The sequence below is a fragment of the Sphingopyxis flava genome (assembly GCF_900168005.1).
In the GTDB taxonomy this organism is placed as follows: Bacteria; Pseudomonadota; Alphaproteobacteria; order Sphingomonadales; family Sphingomonadaceae; genus Sphingopyxis; species Sphingopyxis flava.
Map to the genome: position 1 here is coordinate 1 of NZ_FUYP01000025.1, position 20,426 is coordinate 20,426.

17 protein-coding genes and 2 pseudogenes are annotated in these 20,426 nt (G+C 62.2%); 11 read left to right on the forward strand and 8 right to left on the reverse strand.

Annotated features, from left to right (window positions below):
* The 5 genes and pseudogenes from B5X69_RS16075 to B5X69_RS22300 all read left to right on the forward strand — a co-directional run.
* A partial coding sequence (locus B5X69_RS16075; protein WP_176141636.1) for a transposase occupies positions 1–196 on the forward strand: 196 nt, incomplete at its 5' end.
* A gap of 1,412 nt (positions 197–1,608) precedes the next feature.
* On the forward strand, positions 1,609–4,335 hold the full coding sequence (locus tag B5X69_RS16080) for a PAS domain-containing protein (protein ID WP_079639623.1): 2,727 nt from the start codon (positions 1,609–1,611) through the stop codon (positions 4,333–4,335).
* A 580-nt stretch (positions 4,336–4,915) separates the two neighbouring features.
* On the forward strand, positions 4,916–5,746 hold the full coding sequence (locus tag B5X69_RS16085) for an alpha/beta fold hydrolase (RefSeq protein WP_079639665.1): 831 nt from the start codon (positions 4,916–4,918) through the stop codon (positions 5,744–5,746).
* A gap of 102 nt (positions 5,747–5,848) precedes the next feature.
* A pseudogene (locus tag B5X69_RS22470) lies at positions 5,849–6,040 on the forward strand (hypothetical protein); the annotation flags it as partial.
* Positions 6,041–6,179: 139 nt separating this feature from the next.
* Positions 6,180–6,702 (forward strand): annotated as a pseudogene (locus B5X69_RS22300) (dienelactone hydrolase family protein).
* 33 nt (positions 6,703–6,735) lie between these two features.
* On the opposite strand, the gene B5X69_RS16095 reads toward B5X69_RS22300, so the two are convergent.
* Positions 6,736–7,359, reverse strand: a complete 624-nt coding sequence (locus tag B5X69_RS16095) for a TetR/AcrR family transcriptional regulator (RefSeq protein ID WP_079639624.1) — start codon at positions 7,357–7,359, stop codon at positions 6,736–6,738.
* Between the two features lie 90 nt (positions 7,360–7,449).
* Between B5X69_RS16095 and B5X69_RS16100 the strand changes: the two genes are divergently transcribed.
* From B5X69_RS16100 to B5X69_RS16130, 6 genes are all read left to right on the forward strand, one after another.
* Positions 7,450–8,484 carry an HlyD family secretion protein gene (locus tag B5X69_RS16100; RefSeq protein ID WP_079639625.1) on the forward strand — a complete coding sequence of 345 codons (1,035 nt, stop codon included), beginning with the start codon at positions 7,450–7,452 and terminating at the stop codon, positions 8,482–8,484.
* Positions 8,481–10,082, forward strand: a complete 1,602-nt coding sequence (locus B5X69_RS16105; RefSeq protein ID WP_079639626.1) for an MFS transporter — start codon at positions 8,481–8,483, stop codon at positions 10,080–10,082. The genes B5X69_RS16100 and B5X69_RS16105 overlap by 4 nt, the downstream gene beginning before the upstream one ends.
* The gene (locus tag B5X69_RS16110) at positions 10,079–11,518 is read left to right on the forward strand and encodes an efflux transporter outer membrane subunit (RefSeq protein ID WP_079639627.1); all 1,440 of its coding nucleotides are present in this window, start codon (positions 10,079–10,081) and stop codon (positions 11,516–11,518) included. Before B5X69_RS16105 ends, B5X69_RS16110 begins: the two co-directional genes overlap by 4 nt.
* Positions 11,515–12,153, forward strand: a complete 639-nt coding sequence (locus B5X69_RS16115) for a TetR/AcrR family transcriptional regulator (protein WP_079639628.1) — start codon at positions 11,515–11,517, stop codon at positions 12,151–12,153. Before B5X69_RS16110 ends, B5X69_RS16115 begins: the two co-directional genes overlap by 4 nt.
* A gap of 445 nt (positions 12,154–12,598) precedes the next feature.
* On the forward strand, positions 12,599–12,994 hold the full coding sequence (locus B5X69_RS16125; protein WP_079639630.1) for a hypothetical protein: 396 nt from the start codon (positions 12,599–12,601) through the stop codon (positions 12,992–12,994).
* 94 nt (positions 12,995–13,088) lie between these two features.
* On the forward strand, positions 13,089–14,303 hold the full coding sequence (locus B5X69_RS16130) for an NAD(P)/FAD-dependent oxidoreductase (RefSeq protein ID WP_079639631.1): 1,215 nt from the start codon (positions 13,089–13,091) through the stop codon (positions 14,301–14,303).
* Positions 14,304–14,639: 336 nt separating this feature from the next.
* On the opposite strand, the gene B5X69_RS16135 is transcribed toward B5X69_RS16130, so the two are convergent.
* The 7 genes from B5X69_RS16135 to B5X69_RS16165 form a co-directional block, all read right to left on the reverse strand.
* Positions 14,640–16,667, reverse strand: coding sequence for an ATP-binding protein (locus tag B5X69_RS16135; protein WP_079639632.1), 2,028 nt, complete (start codon positions 16,665–16,667; stop codon positions 14,640–14,642).
* Complete coding sequence (locus B5X69_RS16140; RefSeq protein WP_079639633.1) at positions 16,664–17,044, reverse strand: response regulator transcription factor; 381 nt, start codon at positions 17,042–17,044, stop codon at positions 16,664–16,666. The genes B5X69_RS16135 and B5X69_RS16140 overlap by 4 nt, the downstream gene beginning before the upstream one ends.
* Positions 17,045–17,138: 94 nt before the next feature.
* Complete coding sequence (locus B5X69_RS16145; protein WP_079639666.1) at positions 17,139–17,792, reverse strand: response regulator transcription factor; 654 nt, start codon at positions 17,790–17,792, stop codon at positions 17,139–17,141.
* Positions 17,792–18,334, reverse strand: coding sequence for an RrF2 family transcriptional regulator (locus B5X69_RS16150; protein ID WP_079639634.1), 543 nt, complete (start codon positions 18,332–18,334; stop codon positions 17,792–17,794). Before B5X69_RS16150 ends, B5X69_RS16145 begins: the two co-directional genes overlap by 1 nt.
* 102 nt (positions 18,335–18,436) lie before the next feature.
* Positions 18,437–19,048: an outer membrane protein gene (locus B5X69_RS16155; protein ID WP_079639635.1), complete on the reverse strand. Its 612-nt coding sequence runs from the start codon at positions 19,046–19,048 to the stop codon at positions 18,437–18,439.
* 81 nt (positions 19,049–19,129) lie between these two features.
* The gene (locus B5X69_RS16160) at positions 19,130–19,555 is read right to left on the reverse strand and encodes a Cif family virulence factor (protein ID WP_079639636.1); all 426 of its coding nucleotides are present in this window, start codon (positions 19,553–19,555) and stop codon (positions 19,130–19,132) included.
* 23 nt (positions 19,556–19,578) lie between these two features.
* Positions 19,579–20,328, reverse strand: a complete 750-nt coding sequence (locus B5X69_RS16165; protein ID WP_079639637.1) for an SDR family NAD(P)-dependent oxidoreductase — start codon at positions 20,326–20,328, stop codon at positions 19,579–19,581.
* Positions 20,329–20,426: the final 98 nt, after the last annotated feature.

The window sequence follows — 20,426 nt, forward strand, 5'->3', positions numbered from 1 at the left end:
GCTGCCGCCGAGGTGTCCCGAACTCAACCCGGTCGAGAACGTCTGGCAGTTCATGCGCGACAACTGGCTTTCGAACCGCATCTTCAAATCCTACGACGATATCGTCGATCATTGCTGCTTCGCTTGGAACCGCCTTGTCGATCAGCCCTGGCGCATCATGTCCCTTGGCATGCGTCACTGGGCCCATGGGTTCTGATCAATGAGACTTGGTATTACGCATGGCAGCCTTGAATCGCTCAATATCATATCGGAAGATGCTCGTTCTTAGCACGAAACATCGACGATAAAGGAGGTGGACTCCGCGCGCGACATGCTCGAGCTAGCCTACGCGCTGATCGTCATGGACCGAGCTTGTGCTTATCTCCTGCTCGGCAAGCCACCGAGCATCGACCAAAAAGCCGGGCGGAACGCGCTCGATCAATTGCTTTAGCTTTTGTCTTTTTTGTCCGGTCATGGCGGATAAAATACGCAATTTCTAAAGTTGGCGCGTTGCAGCCTGTACAGAATATCGTGACTGGGAAAGCGAAAGCTTTCCTCTGTCGGCGCGTCCGTGGTCGCCCTCGGAGCTCGTGCAGGGTGAGGGCGTTCGATGCGCTCGTAGGCAATGTCGCGGCGATGATATTCATTCGGCGGCTGGACGGAAGGTCACGACCGACAAACTTCAAAACGGCCAGTTCGTCGAAACCAAGTGACCGGGCTTAGCGACGCGGTCGAACCTGTCTGACGACCCGTACCTGTAAACTTATCCGATCTTGCGATCAACCACTGGCTTTCCGGGACGATCCAGCACTTGCCAAAATATGTGATGGTTCCTGTGATGGTTTCAGCGATTTTCAATGCGAAATTGTATAGGAAATCTGCCGCTTTCGTGCCCCATTAAGCTCCTCTTCTGGGCACCATCTGTTCTCCTCGGGATGTCCGAGGACGTCCAGTAAGCGGCTGGTTTTTCACCGCTTTTTCGATGAGACTCGCTGAGTGGAATCCGGGCTGATCCAGCCGGAACCATCAGGCTCTTCCCCGTGAACGGGGGATGAGGGTGGATCAGACCCGATTGATGACGCCATTCCAACCGCAAAGAGCGAGCACGCGCAAGCGGTAGTTGTGAAAGTTTCGGAAGCCGAACAGCCCGACTGCTAGTAGCCAAAGCGATGCATTCGTTGAGGCGAAAGCGAATCCCGCCGACATTCCGGCAATAACGACAGAAGCCGTCCTCGCTAGCGCTATTACGCTGCCTCGGCCTATTTCACGGTAACGCCTGTACGGCGTCTTTGGAAAGCCGACATAGAGGTACGCGCCTAGGTGAGTGTAAATCGCCCAATCGATTGAAATTGCTACCGTTGCGCCGGCCAGAACGTACAATGCCTCAATCACGCAGCTTAGGTCCTTTTTTCAATGGCAGATATACAACATGGTTTGACCGACCAGAAGCGGTTGTATTCTGTTGAAGAAGGTCCCTTACGCTATACCTTGGCACAGGTATAATCGCGGCCGTCTTGCTCTATTCTCCGGGATCTGGGGAAGTAAGTTCAAAGCGGAAGCGCGTGTTGCACAACTGGTTGGCCACGCTGATCTTCACTGCGAATCCCGGCCCGGCACAAGTGCCGACTGATGCCTGCCGTGCAGCCGAACGTGGGAGAAAAAGGCGGTTCGATGATAGCGGAAGACCACCGGGATATTCAGCGCAAGCTGCGAATCTTAGAAAGCATGCCGGGCTTCGGCTGGTCGGCCAACGCAGCCGGGCAATTCACATATGTTACTCCTAACGCCCTTGATTTCCTGGGCGTGTCTCACGAGGATCTCAATGCATCGGGCGCTGACGATGCGTTTGGCTGGCGGCTCGTCATCCATCCGGATGATTATGAGCGTGTTGCAGCCCAATGGCAGCATTGCTTGCGAACAGGCGATCACTATGACGCGGAACACCGGTTGCGGCGCGCGGATGGAAGCTATCGCTGGTTCCGAAATTCTGGAAGGCCATTTCGTGATGGACGGGGCAACATCACTGAATGGTTCGGCACAACCATAGATATCAATGACCAGGTTCAGCTTTGTCAGGATCTCGCCCGGCGCGAGGCCCGGATCCGACGGTTGATCGACTCCGATATCATCGGAATTGTTATCTGGGACCTGGATGGAACTCTTCTCGACGCCAACGACGCGTTTCTTGATATGGTCCAATATGATCGGCAGGATTTGAAGGCCGGGCTGCGATGGCTCGATATGACCCCTCCCGAATGGCAGGAAGTGCACGATCTCGAAGAGGTTGAAGAGCTCGCTTCGACGGGCAAGATGCAAGCTCGTGAGAAGGAATATTTCAGAAAGGATGGCACTCGGGTGCCGGTGCTGATCGGAGCCGCCTGCTTCGACGAGGAATCCCGGCAGGGTGTCGCCTACATTCTTGACCTGACCGAGCACAAGCGCGCGGAAGATGTGATGCGCGATCAGAAACGGGAATTGTCGCAACTGGTCGACATGATCCCAACTTATCTGTGGCGGCTCACGCCCGACGGCGTGCCGGATTTTTTCAACAAGAGATTTGTCGATTACCTTGGAGTGGATGTCTCTGATCTGGGCAAGCCCGACAGCAGCCGGCGAACAGCGTTAATCGAGGCCGTTATCCATCCCGACGATGCGGCCGATGTGACTGAGGCATTTGAGCGTTCTATAGCAAGCGGTCAAAGGCTTTCCATGAAATGGCGCATGCGCCGGGCCGATGGTGTGTACCGCTGGATGGCCGCGAGCGCCGAAGCGATGCAGGATGTCGGGGGCCGCATCGTCAAATGGTACGGAACCTGCCATGACATAGACGATCAGCGGAAGGCAGATGAAGAGCTGCGCGCCAGCAAGCAGCAGCTCGAGCAGATGCTCGACGCCTTGCCCGTCAATATCCTGAGCTTCTCGCCATCGGGCGCGATGACCTATGCGAGCAGGCGGTATATAGAGACGGTCGGCTCGCCGCCGACGCATGCCGATGATTTCGACGCGCTTGCGCGTGATGTGGCGCACCCCGATGACTTTCCGGCCATGTTTCGCAGGGCGTCAGAGGGATTCGCGACCGGCAGCGCGTTTGTGAACAGATTTCGCCAGCGCGAGAAAGACGGGGTCTACCGTTGGATAGAAGCACGGGCGCAACCATTGCGCGCAGCGGATGGTACGATCGTGCAATGGTACATCGCCTCGATCGACGTTGAAGACGAAATGCGTGCACAGGAAGCTTTGCGGGAAAGAGAGCGAATGCTGCACCAATTGGTCGAAACATTGCCGGCCATGATTGACTGCGCGACACCTGACGGTGAGCCCATCTATCGCAGCCAGCAACTGAGCGAATATCTTGGTTATGGTTTCAGCGATCTGGACGCAGCGGGAAAGTCCCGCCTGGCGGGCACTCTCGAGGCGAGCGTTCATCCTGATGACCTGGTGGGCGTGCGCACCAATTATGCGCGCTCGTTGGCGACGGGCGAACCATATTCTCGAAGACACCGGCTAAGGCGCCTGGACGGCCAATACCGTTGGGTGGAAACGCGCGCTGCTCCGATGCGGGACGCGGATGGGACAATCCGACAATGGAATGTCATTTGTCTTGATATCGACCGCGAGGTCAGGGCGCAGCAAGAGTTGCAGCTCGCGCAGGAGCGGCTTGCGCGTGCGAGCCAAGCCGCCAGCCTCGCGGAGCTTTCCGCCTCGATAGCGCATGAGGTCAATCAACCGCTCGCTGCCATCGTCGCCAATTCTCATGCTTGTCACCGTTGGCTCTGTGCTGAACCTCCCAATATCGGGCGTGCCAAAATCACTGCAGAAAGGATCAGCCGCAGTGCGAATGCCGCAGCCGACATCGTGAGCCGTACCCGGGCGCTGTTCAGCCGATCGACCGGGACAAGGATTGTTACGCCGCTCAGCAAAGTGATCGCTGACACGCAGGAATTGCTGGTGGACGAGGCAGCGCGACGGGGTGTCCAGATTAAAGCCGATGTAGCGAACTCACTGCCGCCGATCGCACTCGATCCGGTCCAGATTCAACAGGTGCTGATCAACCTTATCCGCAATGGCATGGACGCTATGGATAATATCACGACGAACCGCGTCCTGCGGCTACGTGTCAGCCAGGTAGAGGATCTGGTCAGGACGGACGTAAGTGACAATGGTCCTGGCCTCGACCCGGCCGCGCGAATTTTCGAACCATTTTTTACGACCAAGGATGATGGGATGGGGATTGGGCTAGCCATCTGTCGGTCGATCGTCGAGGCTCATGGGGGCAAGCTTTGGGCTACAAACAACCAATCGCGAGGAGCGACCTTTACATTCGCCCTGCCAATCAGGATGGATGCGGAAATCTGAGCACAGATTATTTGCCGTGCTGCAGGCGGTGCGGCGGGCTGGATTATTATCTCACCATAGGTCCTCGCGGATCAGGACGAAGCACCAGGAGCGCCGCAAGCGCTCCGAGGCGGGCGGCCGCAAGATTGCGGCGTGCTCGGCTGGAAATCATCTCTCGTCCCTTTCTGTCTTTTGAGCGTGAGCTAAAGGTTTGAAAGCAAGGCACCGCCGCTCGTGCGCACCCGCAAATGAGCGGAGAATTTTTTCAGCGGCCGAAGGTTAACGCTCCGCGCCCGGGTGCGATGCACCGCGCCGTCTATCGGCGTGCGACCAAAGGATAGGTCGGCTCGATCCTTGGCACGATGCACAAGCGGGTCTCCAAAACGCAATATGCCCCTGTCCGGTCCTCGCGTCGGGGATCTGGACCTTGCGGCAACGTCAACCAGTCAGGGGATATCATATGGCGATTTTGGAAGACTTCATGCTCAACCGCCGGTCATTTGTCGCCGCTGGTGGCGGGATCGCGCTCGCCAGCAATCTCAATTGGCCGATGTCGGCTCTCGGCGCACCTCTCCCTTCCGCAAATCAAGGAGCACATCCGATGAATTTCATTACCGCCGCCGAAGGCGTGCAGATTTTCTACAAGGATTGGGGGCCGCGCGACGCGCAGCCGCTCGTCTTCCATCACGGCTGGCCGCTGACCGCGGACGAATGGGACAACCAGCTCCTCTTCTTCCTGTCGCAAGGCTACCGCGTGATCGCGCACGACCGGCGGGGCCATGGCCGCTCCACCCAGACCGATACCGGAAACGACATGGACACCTATGCCGCCGATGTGGCGGCGCTGGTCGCGGGGCTTGACCTCAAAGGCGCGGTGCATATCGGCCATTCGACGGGCGGCGGCGAAGCCGCCCATTATGCCGCGCGCGCCAAGCCGGGCGCGGTTTCGAAACTGATTCTCGTCGGCGCTGTGCCGCCGGTGATGGTGAAGAAGGCGAGCAACCCGGGCGGCCTGCCGATCGACGTCTTCGACGGGTTCCGCAAGGCGCTCGCCGCCGACCGCTCGCAATTCTATATCGATATCGCTTCGGGACCCTTCTACGGCTTCAACCGTGACAGCGCGACGATCAGCAAGGGCCTGATCCAGAATTGGTGGCGTCAGGGCATGGTCGGCAGCGCCAAGGCGCATTACGACTGCATCAAGGCCTTCTCCGAGACCGATTTCACCGACGATCTGAAAAAGATCGCGGTGCCGACACTCGTCATGCACGGCACCGACGACCAGGTCGTTCCCTATGCGAACTCGGCGCCCTTGTCGGCGAAGCTGCTCGCGAAAGGCGTGCTCAAATCATACGAGGGCTATCCGCACGGTATGGCCGCTGTTCACGCCGAGGTCATCAACAAGGATATGCTCGCCTTCATTCGCGGATGAGGGCGCGCGGCCGGGGCGGGATATTTATCGCCTCGGCCGCCCTGCGGTCCGGAGCTGATCGCGTGCTCCTCTTCTCAACCTAAAGTATCACCGTTCAAACGATTGCGGCGGCCAGCCCTCCCGGAGGCGTCCACGGGACAATATGCTGATATCGAGCTCGATGGCGGATCAACCCGCGCGTTCGTCGAGCATCCGCCTTCCGGCAAGGGGCCGGTCGTTGTTCTCCTGCACGAGGATTTCGGTCTGAACGACGACATGCGCGCGAACTGTCGAGAGTGGGCCGATCAGGGTTCTCTGGCTGCCGCCCCGGAACTTTTCTGGCGACAGGAGCACGGCGTGGAACTGTCTCCGCGGACACCGGCCGACGTGGGCAGAGCGATCGCGCTATATAAAATCTACGATCGACCAAGTCGCAGAGGATATGGCGGCGGTCATGGAATTCGCCGCGACGATTCCCGGCGCCTCCGGAAAGACTGGGCTGGTCGGCTACTGTCTCGGCGGCTTGATGGCCTATCTCGTCAGCGCGCGCCGCGGTGCGAATGCCGCCGTTGCCTATTATCCCGGGATGGCCGAAGCACACAATATCCAATGCCCCCTTGATGATTCATCTCGGCGGCGATGACGAATATATTTCCGAAAGGGCGCAAAGGTCGGTCAACGGCGCGTTTGCTGCGAACCCCGCCGTGCTGGTCCACGCTTATCCCGGATGCGGACATGCGTTCGCGCGGCATTCCGGCGAACGCTACGACGCCGACGCCGCGGCGCTCGCCAACGTCGCAATCGCCGAAATGGACCTCGTCGATCCACAATCGGTCGGCACCTTCTCCCGCAGAATCCGAGGCGCGCCGCGGCGTCAAACCCTGGGCATCGGAGTCCGCGCTAGCGGACCCTCTATGGAACTTGAGCGAGGCATTGGCTCCGACAAGCCAGGTTTAGCAGCTCCAGAACCGAGCTGAGGACGCTGTCCTAAGACTGCACGAATTTGCCGATTAGCCCCGGTGGCCGAGCCCGGTCAGGAAAATGTTGACGGCGGAAGAGACAAGCGCGGTCCGTTCGGCTTCGTCCGGTGCGGGGCGCAATCCGAGCAGCACCTGGAGATGGAGATTGCCACGGATCATGCCGACGAAATGGTCGGCGGCGGCTGACGCGTCGCACGGGCCGATCTCGCCGCGCGCGTCGGCGGCGGCAAGCACTTTCGCCAGCGTCGTGCTCGCGAGACCCGGGCCTAGATCGTAGAAGCGGCGCACCAGATCCGGAAAGCGCGCATATTCGGTCGTCGCGATGCGATAGATGCCGAGGAGTGCGGGGGACAGCGAGATGTCGATGAGCTGGCGGCCGAAGGCGAGGAGCATCGACTGAAGCCCGCCGGGCCCCGGATCGTCCAGCGACAGCGCCGCGAGAGCGCGTCCGGCATGGTCCGACACGATCGCGGTGAGCAGCCCCTCCTTGTTGCCGAACTGGTCATAGATATTGCGTTTCGAACCGCCTGCGCGCTCGATGATGTCGTCAATGCGGGTCGCGGCATAGCCCTGCTCGAAAAAGATCGCCGCGGCCGCTTCGAGGAGCGCCTCACGCCCCACCTTGCCTCGATTTTCGGGCGTGCCTCCACTCACAGTCGATACTCTCCCCTACTTCTGGATAGATTGACCGGTAATGATCGTTACCGTATAGGTCAACGGTAACGTCCATTACCGGAGGCGATCATGGCGACACTGACCAGGCGCAAAAAAGCCGGGCTGCTTCTCATCGCGGCGGCGCTTCTCATCGCACTTCTCCTCTTGGTGTTGGCAGCGGGCGACGAGGCGGCGGAGACGAACAATGCCTATGTGCGTGGCGACGTCACCTCGCTTGCGCCCAAGGTCGGCGGCTATGTCGTCGCTGTTGAGGTCAAGGACAATCAAGCGGTGCGAGCGGGTGACATTTTGTTCCGCATCGACGACCGGGACTATCGCGCAAAGCTCGCCCAAGCCCAGGCCAATGTGCAGGCGGCGCGCGCGCGCGTCGCGAGCAGCCGCGAAGATATCGCGCTCCAGCATATCCTGGTGCGGCAGGCTGCCGCGCAGCGCCGCGCGGCGTCGTCGGACCTCGCGCTCGCGCGCAAGACTAGCGACCGGCGCTTGGCGCTGATCGATGGCGGCGCGGTCAGCCAGGCGCAGGTCGACGAAAGCAGCTCCGGCCAGGTGCGCGCCGCAGCAGGGGTTGCCGCCTCGGAGGCCACACTCGATGCGCAGCGCCAGCGGGTCGATCTGCTGGGTGCGCAACATGCAGCCGCACTCGCTGCGCTCGCGCAGGCGGAAGCTGCGCGCGATCTTGCGCAGATCGACCTCGACAATACGGTGGTGCGCGCGCCGATCGCGGGTGTTGTCGGCAATCGCCAGGTCCGCGTCGGCCGCCTCGTCTCACCGGGGGCGGCGCTGCTCGACATCGTGCCGGTCGCCGATCTTTATGTTGTCGCCAATTTCAAGGAGACACAGCTCGAATTTATCCGTCCGGGCCAGGCCGTGCGTATCCGCGTCGACGGTTATCCTGACGTCGCGATCGAGGGCTTTGTCGACAGCCTCGCGCCCGGCAGCGGATCGGCTTTCGCGCTGATCCCCGCCGACAATGCAACCGGCAATTTCGTGCGCGTCGTGCAACGCGTCCCGGTCAAGATACGTCTTCGGACCAACCCGCTCCTGGGGCGGCTCGTGCCTGGGCTCTCGGCGCGGGTCGAGGTCCTGCGCGGCCGGCAGGCATGATAACGGCGGCCGCTCCGGAGGAACTGCGCGCTGGAGCGCCAGCGCCGGGCTGGCTGCTGGTCACTGGCATATTGCTCGCCTGCCTGTCCGAGACGCTCGCAAGCACGATCCTTGCACTTGGACGCGCCGACATCATCGGGGATACGGCGGCGACTCCCGACGAGTTCGCCGGTCTCGACATTGGCTATACCGCATTCAAGCTCATCGGTTTCGCCTTCGCGCCCTGGCTGCTGACGCGTGTCGATCCGCGTAGCGTGCTGCTTGCCGCGACGCTGATAATGGGCGCGGCCTCTGCGCTCGCTGCCGTCGTCACCGGCCTCGATCCTCTCGTCCTTCTGCGCGCGGTGCAAGGGCTGTCCGGTGCGACCTTGCTTATCGCTGGACAGGCAATCCTGTTCTGGACCTGGCCCGCGGCGCGCCAGCCCTTTCTGCAGGCGCTGTTCGCGATCGGCTCGGTCGTAGCGCCCGCAACCGCTGCGCCCTTGTTCGAGGGCTGGCTGATCGACCAGCGCGACTGGAGCTGGATTTTCGCCGCGGTCGTGCCGCTGTCGCTCGGCGCGGCGGGATTGCTGATGCTTGCTGGCGACACATCGGAGCGCCCCGCGCCCCCGCGTTGCCTTGACCTTATCGGGCTACTGGCTCTCAGCATGGTAATGCTCGCTGCGACCTATGTGCTGACGCAGGGGAGCCGCTGGAACTGGCTCGAGGCACCGCGTATCGCCTGGTTGAGCGCGATTGCGATTGGTTGTCTGATCTTCCTCGCAGCGCGCGAGCTTCGTGCGGGCGCCTCAGGATTGTTCGACCTGTCGGTATTCCGCACGCAAGACTTCGCCTTCGCCTTTTTCGTGAGCTTCGTCGCGGGCGCGGCGCTGTTCGGCAGCGCCTTTGTCATCCCCGCCTTCGCACTCTCGGTGCTAGGCTTCACGCCGACCGGGGCGGGAGCATTGCTGCTGCCGAGCGGTGCCTGTTTCCTCGCAACGCTGCTGTTGTCGGCGTGGCTGATGCAGGCGCGCGGCTTGTCGCCGTTCGCGACCGTCCCGCTCGGTATCCTCTCGATCATGATCGCGATGTGGATGCTCTCTGGTTCGACAGGGCAGAGCGGCGCCGCCGACATGATGCCTGCGATCCTGCTCCGCGGCCTGGGTCTCGGCTTTCTCTTCCTTTCGATCACGCTAATCGCGTTCAGCAAATTGCCTTCGCAGAGCGTCGCATACGGACTTGGCATCTTCAACATCGGACGCCAGCTCGGCGGGCTGATCGGGGTCGCAGCGCTCCAGACCTCGATCGATCATGGCCTCGTTCACAACCAGACAATGCTGGGCGCCGCGATCACGACCGGATCGCCCGCGCTCGCTGAACGCATGAGTGCGACGACCAACCTGCTCGTCGCAAGCGGTGTCGAGGCAGGCGCGGCGGCTAGAAGCGCGACTGCGATGGTCGGCCGCGCCGTCGGTGGGCAGTCCGCGGTGATCGCCTTCGACAGCGCCTTCAACCTCGTCGCGCTGCTCTTCGTTGTCGGCGCGCCGTGCATTGTCGCAATCAAGCTTCTTCTCGCCAAGACGATGAGGAAATCCGCGCGCGCCGAGACAGTACCATGACCCCGTCAATCCGAACGCAAACCGCACTGACCGCGCTGCTTGCCGCCGCGCTCGCTGGCTGCACAACCGTAGGCCCCGATTATCGCCCGCCCGAACCGCAGGTGCGCGAGGCCTGGGTGAGCCCCGTCAACAGCAAGGCCGTCGATGGGATCTGGTGGCAACGCTTCGATGATCCCCAGCTCACCGAACTGGTCGAGGCCGCGATCGCGGGCAACAAGGATATCGAGGAAGCTGGTGCGCGCCTGCGAGAGGCGCGCGCCAACCGCGATGCAATATATGGGCGCGAACTGCCGCAAGCCGAGGTGTCGGCGATCGCGACGCAGAGCCGGCTGAGCGAGAATGGCCAGCTGCCTGTCGGCAAGGTTCCGGGGCTAGGCCGCAGCCTCGCCATCTATGACATCGGCTTCGATGCCTCCTGGGAGATCGATCTTTGGGGTGGCACGCGCCGCGCGACCGAGAGTGGCGAGGCCCGCGCCCAAGCGGCGGAGGAGGCGCGGCGCGGGGTGATCCTCCAGGTGATCGCCGAAGTGGTGCGCGCCTATATCGATTTGCGCAGTGCGCAGGCGCTGCGGAGCAACGCCATCGCCGATGCCGAAGCCCAGGCCGGCGTCGCGCGGCTTGCCGGCGACCGGCTGCGCGCCGGAGCGGCGTCGCGCCTCGATTTCCTGCGCGCCGAAACCCAAGCGCGCTCGACGGCGGCGACAATCCCCGCCTATGAAAGCGACACGGCGGCGGCGGTCTTCCGGCTCGCGCTTCTCGTCGGGCAGCCGCCCGAGGCGCTCGATATGCGGCTGCGGCAAGCCGCGCCAATGCCCGCGGCCGACTTCGAAGTCGCGGCGGGGCTTCGCTCGGAGCTCCTCCGGCGCCGCCCGGACATCCGGCTCGCCGAGCGCGACCTTGCCGCTTCGACTGCCGACATCGGTGTCGCGACCGCCGAACTCTTCCCGCGCCTCTCGCTGATCGGCGGAATCGGACTGCAGGCCCGCGAGCCCGGTGACCTTCCGTCCGATAGCAGCCTGCGCTTGCAGGTGGGACCGTCTCTACGCTGGCCCATCTTTTCGGGTGGGCGTATCCGCGCGCAAATCCGAGCCGCCGATGCGCGTGCCGATGCTGCGCGCGCGCGCTACGAACGGGCGGTCCTCGCCGCGCTCGCTGACAGCGAGACGAGCATCAACCGCTTCGCAGCAGCCGGCTTTGTAGCAACCGAACGAGCCGCCGCGCGAACCGCCGCGGCCGAGGCGGTCGAGCTCGCGCGTCGCCGTTACCGTTCGGGCGAGGAGGATCTGACCGCACTGCTCCAGGCACAGATCGCGTATAGTGCTGCCGACCGCGCCCATATTCAGGCAAAGGCGGCACGGCTTCTGCAACTTGCGGCGCTTTACAAAGCGCTCGGCGGCGGATGGGAAGCGGCTGAGAGCGAGGTCTCGGGGCAATGAAGCACGCCGCAGACCTGATGGCCGATCGCCGCGAGACGCAGCGGCGGCGCATCCTGGACGTCGCGAGGCGGCACTTTCTGACGCACGGCTATGGCGCGACGACAATGTCGGCAATTGCCGCGGATGTCGGCGGATCGAAATCGGATCTGTGGAGCCATTTCAACTCGAAGGAGTCGCTGTTTGCCGCGTTTGTCGATACCGACAGCCGTGACTTTCATACCGACACGCTGGCCCTGCTCGACCGCGCAGGCGAGGTGTTCGAAATTCTGTCGGCATTTGTCGATGGGTTCGTCGCGGCTGTCTCATCGCCGGCGGCGCTGAGGCTCCAGAGACAAGTCGCGGCCGAAGCCGATCGGATTGCCGTTGGTGACCTTCTTTACGAGCGGCTCGTTGGCGTTGTCGAAACGCGTCTCGTGGCTTTCTTTGACGCACATATGCGAGAAGGGGCGCTTCGCCGCGGCGATCCGCGAAGCGCTGCATGGTTGCTAATCGCGCTCTGCTTCGGCCTCGACCCCCGCCGGCTATTCTGTTCTATCGAGGAGATCGGTGCGGCCGCATCGTCTCATGGGCCATTGGTAGTGGCTGCGCTCAAGGTCCTGTTGAATCCCACGGATGGCGCTGCGGGCGAAAGCTAGAATGACGCGAATAATGTTGGCCCGCGAACCTTGGCCAATTGCTCGCGCCTCGGGCCGAGATTGACCGTTCGCTTACCGCTCGCCTCGCTGGGCTCGCGACCTTTCCGGGGATTAAGGTGCCGACAATCACGCTCGAGGGCGACGAGAATCGTGCGCCGCATCCGCAGCCGGAGGATTATCGCACCAAATTTATCGGCGCCTATCCGCGGACATGTCTGCACTGGCGCTTGGCCCAATCGAGGCGGGCGTATCGCTCCCATGTCTTCGTATGGTCGCGCTACGCCCACGGACCAATAGCCGAGAGGATCCGAAGGGGCGCATCTTGTCATCGGATAGCCGGGACAAAATCATGCGAACCCTGTGGACAATCCGAGCGCCCCCCCGCCGCCTGAGCGGCCCGGCGCGCAGGCCGCGATTATGGGGCAATGAGATCGATTTCTCGCCGGTGGTGCTCGCTCATTGGTGCTGCGCATGGGCTGCGCCCGCCATCATGCCGCGTGCCCTGGCTGTGACCATCCTCACCCATGTGCTCCTGCGGCGCGCGACAGGCCATGTGACCGAAAAAGGAGGAACCTGGAGAAGCCGATCGCTTTTGAAGGCGCTATCGCTTGCACTGGAAACTCTGGTCACATTGCTGGCGATCTCGATGCGCCTGTCGCCGATCGAACGCGATTTCATCGCCGCCAGCCTGTTCGCGCTGCTGTGGCGGGTCTGGAGGCCTTCGCCGCACGAGGGCAACTCCATTCGGAGCCAGACCCGCGAGGCATGGCCTGTTCCAAGGTATAGATTGGCCGCACCTTCCGTTTGGATCGACTATCTAGCCAGCACGATTGGCGAGTAGCGCCCCGTTCGCGATGGTCTGTCTCACCCTCCACGCCCGGCAACGCCGTATCGCGGAGATATATCCATCGACGCTCAGGCACGGGAGACACCGAATGGCGAAGGAAATCATCATTATAGGAGCCGGCTTTGCCGGATTGCTGGCCGCGCTCTCGGCTGCCCGTCTGCGCGATGAGAAAGGGGTTTCCCCTGCGGATCTGAAAATCACGGTCGTGGCTCCTCAGTCCGCTCTGGTCATCCGGCCACGGCTTTACGAGCGTGATCCAGCGTCGATGGCCGCGCCCCTGGGCGAGCTTTTCGCGGCGACCGATATTAGCTTTCATGCAGGGCGGGTCGAAAAGATCGATGCGGACAACGGGAGGATCGCCGTCACGAACTCCAATGGTCAGACCGATACGCTGTCTTACGACAGGCTGATCGTTGCTTCGGGAAGTCATGGCTATCAGCCTCCGATCCCCGGGCTGTCGGACTTTGGGCACAGCGTTACGGATCGCGACGGTGCGATTGCGCTCGATCGGCATCTTGGCAATCTCGCCGCAAGGCCTGACTCTCCTGCACGCGGCACCGTTGTGGTCGGTGGCGGTGGCTTTACCGGTATCGAAGTAGCGACCGAGATGCCGGGGCGACTGCGCGAGATTCTCGGGGAGGATGTGCCGGTGCGAGTGATCATCGTCGAGCAGGCGCCCTGCGTCGGCCGCGACATGGGCGATGAGCCGCGCCCCTATATCGAGGCGCGACTGAATGAACTCGGTATCGAAACGATCGTCGGAACCTGTATCGCTGCGCTCGACGAAGGCGGCGTCATCCTCGACAATGGTGAGCGAATTGAAACGGAAACGGTGATCTGGTCGGCGGGTATGCGCGCATCCCCCTTGACCGCGCAATTGCCTGCCGAGCGCGACAATCTTGGCCGCATCCTGGTCGCGCCCGATCTGCGCGTGCCGGGAGCTCCGCACGTTTTCGCTACCGGCGACACCGCCAAGGCGGCGACCGACGACCAGGGCAATTTCTCGTTGATGTCATGCCAGCACGCGCGCCGCCTCGGGTCTTTTGCTGGCCATAATGCCGCAGCCGATTTGCTCGGCGAAGCTGTGCTGCCCTATGATCAGCCATCCTATGTCGTGTGCCTCGATCTCGGTCCCGATGCCGCGATCTTCACTCGCGGCTGGTCGCCGCGCGCGGTCGAACTCACCGGCGTCGAGGCGAAGAAGGTCAAGACAGAAATCAATACGCTCTGGATCTATCCCCCTGCGGCCGAACGCGAGGCGGCCTTTCAGAACGCTTTCGAGGCTCGCACCGTCGACTTTTGATATCGGGCGGGCGAGAGGTGAAGCGCCTCCGACGTACCATGGATCTGCTGAAAGCTTTAAGGCGGGCCGCCGAGCGGCCCGCCGTTTCAGCCTGAAGTGTCCATGGATCGGACCCGCGTTTCGGGATTTGGGTGACGGGATGCCCTGCGCCGTCCGGGGCTCGCCGAAGGCCGGCTTCCTGACGGGGTTGGGGCGGCTCGATCCCATGACCCGGATCCGCGTGCAAATAGAGACGCATGGGCGAACCACGAGAAAGCCGCCGTAGCTTGAGCAGGTAATAACGAAAGCCTTCGGCAATCCGAACTCCAATGAAAAGCAAGCGCTGCGTGAGCCCGATCACGTCAAAGACCGCGCGCGCGGTAGTGTGACCCGGAACTGCGCGCCCCCTCCCGTGCGATTGGACGCCGACACCGCACCGCCATGCGCGGTGACGATCGACTGGCAAATGGCAAGGCCGATGCCCATCCCCTGCGGCTTCGTTGTGAAGAAGCCGTCGAAGATGCGGCCGAGGTGCTCGGGCGCGATTCCTGGACCATTGTCCTTCAGGGTGAAGGTCGCGCTGCCACCTTCAACCCCGGTCACCACCAGAATTTCGCGCTCGGTTTCATCCAGCCCTTCGACGGCGTGGACCGCATTGATGATCAGATTGACGATAACCTGCTGAAGCTGGATGCGGTCACCGACCACGGTCGGGAGGTCCCGGGAATAGGTTGTCGTCACGCGGATGCCGCGTTGCTCGATCTCGTTTTGGACGAATAGCAGACTTTCGCGAACCACCTCGTTGAGTTCGAGCGTCACCGGGTCCGGCGATTGCTTGATCGCCATGCTGCGGATGCGCTGGACGATATTGTCCGCGCGCCGCGCGCTGGCCGCGATACGCGCTGTAAGCTGCCGGACTTTGCCGATATCGGGTTCGGCGCGCGCAAGCCAGCGTAGGCTCGTCTCCGCATTGGTCATGATCGCCGCGAGGGGCTGATTGACCTCATGGGCGATCGAACTCGTCAGTTCGCCGAGGGTTGCGATGCGTGCGGCGTGGCTGAAATCGGCCTGGATTTGCCGGAGCTGCGTCTCCATCTGCAGCCGTTCGGTCATATCTTCGAGACTGAAAATCGTGGTGTCGAGTTCAACGAGTGGTTCAGGGTAGGTAACCGAGAAGCGCACATCGAGAACGCGACCGTCGAGCGTTCGAAGCTTCATGAGCTCGCTGTAATTTCTGTCGCCGCTAAATCGGCCTATCATCACGCGCCGCAGGCATTCCGGACTCTCGGTGAACAGATAGCCGGCAGGACCGATGAGGTCCTGCGCGTCCTTTCCCCCCATGAGTTCGATTGCACTGCGATTGACGTCGGTGACCGGAACGCTGGATGCGGCGAGTCCGACCAGTTCGGGGTGATCGTCCAGATATTTCCCAAAGTCTGTAACGCCGCGTGAGCGCAGATCGGCGTATATCTTTCCCATATGGCTGGCGTCGACCTGCCAAAGCGCGACCGGCATATAGTGGACGAGCTTGCGATAGCGTGCCTCGCTCGCGCGAAGAAACAGGTAGGAGCGATCGTCGTCGGCCGTTCCATTCACCGTGATGAACAAATGTCCTGGCCGGTCGGCCCCCGCCCGCCATATGGTAACGAGCGGCTCGCGCAGGATGCCGTCCGAGGCCAGCCAGCGATGGAAGCGTTTCCCCTCGCTGTCTAGGAATGCCTGCACGATGAGCTCTGCAAGAATTGCACGGCTGGCGACGGGCCAGAAGGAGGCAACCGACTGGCCTTTCATCAGCTCGCGACCACGATTTCCGCCAACGAGGCGTGCGGTTCGCTCATTGACGTCGACGATCCGCGCCGCCTCGAGAAGCCGGCGGCAGAGATCGCCGCGATCGTCTCCCCCGCTGGTCCGCGATTGCGAGCGGATCCGGTCAAGGATTTCGGCTGCGGATGTAAGATCGATTTCCCAACTGGCGGCCATCGCCACGTCGGGCGCGGATCTGTCCGGGATTTCCTCGCCATTCGCGCCTTGTGCCAAATGCGCATATTCGACTACGTCGCACGGGATCCCCGCTTCGTCGTGTCGCAGACGCCGCCGCGCCTCAACGACGCGTACCTCGCCATCGCGCGTCAGGCGGCGGATCTGCCCCTCCCACACCCCTTCCTGCAGCAACTGTGACCAGGCACGAACCTCGTCCTCGGGCGCTGCGGAAATATCAGCAACAGGGGCGCCCCCAACGGCTAGTCCCGGCCAACCGAAGAGGCGTTCGGCTGCCGGGTTCCAATAGCGTATCGATCCCTCCAGATCGATTATGACGATGCTTTCTGAAGCAAACTCGGCGATTCCAGCGTCCTGCCTGAGCGAATCGCGTAAGGTGGAGATCATCGCGCCGTGCCTGGATCCGAATTTTCCATCGCTGTCGCGATCGCATCGAGCAGATGTTCGTCGGTCACAGGCTTCCCAAGCCAGGCGCTGGCACCGAGTGCCAGCGCTTTCGTCCGCGTGGCGTCATCGAGAACCGAAGAGAGGACCACCACGGGGAGTTGGGCGTGCTCCTCATGGAGTTTCTCGATGAGTTCGATCCCTGTCATTTCAGGCATGCGGATATCGGTCACGAGACAGTCGAAGCGGCGGGACCGGAGTGCCGTCAGGAAGGCTGGCGCGCTTTCGAAGCATTGGCAGGCGAGTCCGGAGACCATCAGCAGATCGCCGAGGGCTTCTCGGACAGCCTCATCATCGTCCACGATCGCGATGGTCGGCATATGGGGCAAGCGGCGACATCCTCTATTAAGCGGCCTCGGGGGCCGATAGGGACAATGTCGCGCAGCTTGCTGGCCATTATAACCATACCAAAGTCTAGGCGGGGGCAGGTTCCCGCACCTCGACGGGCAATTTTTCCCAGGCACGAATCAACTCGCCGACCGATGCCGCTTGCATCTTGCGCATTACATTGCTGCGATGCAGCTTTACGGTAATCTCGGTAATCCCCAGATCGTAGGCGATCTGCTTATTCAGCCGGCCTAGTGCGACTTCGCGCATGACCTGTGCCTCACGCGGCGTAAGTGTCGCGTAGCGCTCGACCTGTTCCTGAACGATCCGCGCGCTCGCCCGGTCGGCAATGTCGCGTTCGATGCCCGCCGTGACGGCATCCAACAACGTCTGATCACGCACGGGCTTGGTCAGAAAATCGACTGCTCCTGCCTTCATGGCCTGGACTGACATGGGGATATCGCCGTGCCCGGTCAGAAAGACGATGGGCTTCGAAATGCCGACCGAGGCAAAATACTGTTGAAGATCGAGCCCGCTCGATCCCGGCATGCGGACGTCGAGGACGAGGCAGCCGGCGCGATCAAGCAGAGGCGAATCGATGAGGTCGCGCGTCGAAGCGCAGCATTCGGCTTCGATTCCGACCGATAACATCAACTCGCTGATCGCGGTGCGAACGTCCTCGTCGTCATCGACGACGAATACGAGTGGGGCTTCCTTCGTCTCGGAGACGTGACTGGTCATCATTGCATATCCCTCGCTTGGACCTGCGATCGTCCGGCCCGACGCGCGGCGATCCGCCGTTCGAACCAGGCGCGGGTGTCGGCGCCGAATTCGCTCGGGGCTTTGCGTTCGACCCGTGCGCCGATATCGGCGAGCGTCTCGCTGGCCAGCGCATCGCGCATCGCTTTTTCCGCCTTGAGCATGACCGCGTGGATCGAGCAGACGCCCCGCGTCGCCCAGTCGGGCGCATCTCCCTCGAAGAGCGGACAGCGGGTCCGGATTTCCTGGCATTCGAACAGCGGTTTGCGGCCTTCGATCGCATCAATGAGTTCGAGTACGCTGATCGTCTCCGGAGACCGCGCGAGGCGATAGCCGCCACGTACGCCTTCGGCGGCAATAACGATTCCCGCCTTTTCGAGCTTTGCGAAAATCTTCGCGGCAAAGGTCGGCGAGACGCCTTGAAACGTCGCGAGGTCGCGCGCGCTGCGCGGTGCCTCGCCCGCATCGATCAGGCCGAGCAGGCAATGAAGGCCATATTCCACGCTGGCGGTCAAATGTGCCATAACAAGGAGTATATTTATCCGCGTTTGACAGGGCAAGAAAATCCTTTCCTGCCCTGTCAATGATTTGCGCCTTTTCACGCCGGATGCGGGCGAGGCCTGGCGTCAGAAATGCCAGGCGATGCCTGCCAGGACCTGATGCCGATCCCATTTTGTGCCGCCGCCGCCAAGGTCGCTGTATCGATATTCCACGCGTGCGGAGACCCGGTCGGTTACGGCACGTTCGACGCCTCCACCGACCGACCAGCCATCAAGATTATCCTTGCCGCGGCGGGGCCCCTCCAGGTCGAGAATGCGCACGGCCGTCCGGACATTCTCATAGCCGCCGCGCGCGTAGACCAGCGTCTTGCCGGTAACGAGATAGCCCGCGCGAAGCCCAAGATCGAAACCATATTCGGGATTGATTGCGGCGGACGCATCTTTTTGCGAGCGGGCGAGGCCATCGTCGAAACCGAAATTGACCGCCCCTTCTGCCGACAGCACGACGCCGGCGGCCGGCTGGATATTGTAGCCGACGAAGATGCCGGCGGTTGCGGAATCGCGCTTGTCGCCGATGCGGGCGGTGCCGAGATCGGTATCGACCGGTCCGAGCTTATTCTGACTCCAGCCGGCCTGCGCGCCGACATAGGGCCCCTCGAACGTCTGTGCGGCAGCCGGCACTGCGATTCCGGCGGCCAGGGCTGCGCCGAGGGAGAGATGGAGAGCGAGATGTTTCACGGGTCTGTTTCCTTTTAGCTCTTTGAGAAAAATGGGCGCGCGCGGACGGGGGGAGGGGGGACGGGCCGCGCGCGCCCTGGGTCAGGCCGCTTTCCGACGTGGAGGCAGAAAGTTGCCCTCGATGCCGCCCGGCCAGGGCGTCACCGTTTCACCGGCAACCATCCAGGTGCCGGAATCCTTGCGCAGACGAAGCTCGTACATCGCCGGCGGCGCCTCGGGGCTCATCCGGCGGTAGAGAATTGCCGTCGCGTGGTCGCCCTGTTGCTCGACGTGAAGCACGCGATGCTCGGTCGAGAGCGGCTCTTCGCCGGCGTCGCGGCGCGCGCGGAATTCGGCGATGGAATCGTCGCGCCGCACCCGGGTCACCTGGCCGTCGCCGCCCAGAACGAGGAAGGTCTGGTCGGGCGTATAAAGCTTTTCCATGCCTTCGATGTCATATGCGCTGCCGACATGGACGACGTCGTGGATCAGCGCGGCGATGGCGGGGTCGATTTGTGTGTCGGTCATTTCAAAGTCTTTCCAATGAGGGTTCAAAGCAGCGCCATGCCGCCATCGACGCGCAGATTGATGCCGGTGACGAAGCTGCTGGCGTCGGAAGCGAGGAACAAGGCAGCGCGGGCAAGTTCCATCGGCTGGCCAAGGCGCCCAAGCGGGATCGCGCCCGTCATCATCTCGGCAAAAGCCTCGCGATCTTCAGGCGCAACGCCGAGCTTCCCAAGAATTTCGGTCTCGGTCGGTCCTGGGCTCAGCATGTTAACGCGGATACGCCGCGCCTTGAACTCAAGCGCCCAGCTCCGCGCAAAGGCACCGATCGCAGCCTTGCTGCCGGCATAGACGGCGTGGCCGTCGAGTACCTTCTCGCTTGCGAGCGAGCCGACGAGGATGATCGATCCGCCGTCCTGAAGCACGGGAGCAATCGCCTGGACCCCGAAAAAGGTACCGCGAGCGTTGATGGCGAACTGTTCGTCATATTCGGCCTCGGAGACCTCGGCCGACGGGGTGATCGTGTTGACCCCCGCATTCGCCATATAGATGTCAGCGCCACCAAAACGTTCTCGAACGAAGTCGGCGACCTCGGCGTGATGCGCCGGATCGGCGACATCGCCGCGGATTGCGGTCGCGGCAGAGCCGATGGAACGGACCGCCTCATCGAGGGCGTCCTGGCGCCGCCCGCTGATCAGCACTTGCGCACCGTGTTCGGCAAGGAGCCTGGCGCTCGCAAGCCCGATGCCGCTGTTGCCGCCGGTGATCACGGCGACCTTTCCCTTCATATTTGTCATAATCCACCTTGCTTGTTGAAGACGGAGATGGATTTGGCTTTTCCCTCCCGGAAGATTAGTGTGGACATGAGCACATTATCTTTTCCAAAAACTATCGA

Excerpts from the sequence above, each read along its gene's own strand:
- B5X69_RS16080 (WP_079639623.1), top strand. The coding sequence starts at position 1,609 with ATGCCTGCCGTGCAGCCGAACGTGGGAGAAAAAGGCGGTTCGATGATA.
- B5X69_RS16085 (WP_079639665.1), top strand. The coding sequence starts at position 4,916 with ATGAATTTCATTACCGCCGCCGAAGGCGTGCAGATTTTCTACAAGGAT.
- B5X69_RS16100 (WP_079639625.1), top strand. The coding sequence starts at position 7,450 with ATGGCGACACTGACCAGGCGCAAAAAAGCCGGGCTGCTTCTCATCGCG.
- B5X69_RS16105 (WP_079639626.1), top strand. The coding sequence starts at position 8,481 with ATGATAACGGCGGCCGCTCCGGAGGAACTGCGCGCTGGAGCGCCAGCG.
- B5X69_RS16110 (WP_079639627.1), top strand. The coding sequence starts at position 10,079 with ATGACCCCGTCAATCCGAACGCAAACCGCACTGACCGCGCTGCTTGCC.
- B5X69_RS16115 (WP_079639628.1), top strand. The coding sequence starts at position 11,515 with ATGAAGCACGCCGCAGACCTGATGGCCGATCGCCGCGAGACGCAGCGG.
- B5X69_RS16130 (WP_079639631.1), top strand. The coding sequence starts at position 13,089 with ATGGCGAAGGAAATCATCATTATAGGAGCCGGCTTTGCCGGATTGCTG.
- B5X69_RS16135 (WP_079639632.1), bottom strand. The coding sequence starts at position 16,667 with ATGATCTCCACCTTACGCGATTCGCTCAGGCAGGACGCTGGAATCGCC.
- B5X69_RS16140 (WP_079639633.1), bottom strand. The coding sequence starts at position 17,044 with ATGCCGACCATCGCGATCGTGGACGATGATGAGGCTGTCCGAGAAGCC.
- B5X69_RS16145 (WP_079639666.1), bottom strand. The coding sequence starts at position 17,792 with ATGACCAGTCACGTCTCCGAGACGAAGGAAGCCCCACTCGTATTCGTC.
- B5X69_RS16150 (WP_079639634.1), bottom strand. The coding sequence starts at position 18,334 with ATGGCACATTTGACCGCCAGCGTGGAATATGGCCTTCATTGCCTGCTC.
- B5X69_RS16160 (WP_079639636.1), bottom strand. The coding sequence starts at position 19,555 with ATGACCGACACACAAATCGACCCCGCCATCGCCGCGCTGATCCACGAC.
- B5X69_RS16165 (WP_079639637.1), bottom strand. The coding sequence starts at position 20,328 with ATGACAAATATGAAGGGAAAGGTCGCCGTGATCACCGGCGGCAACAGC.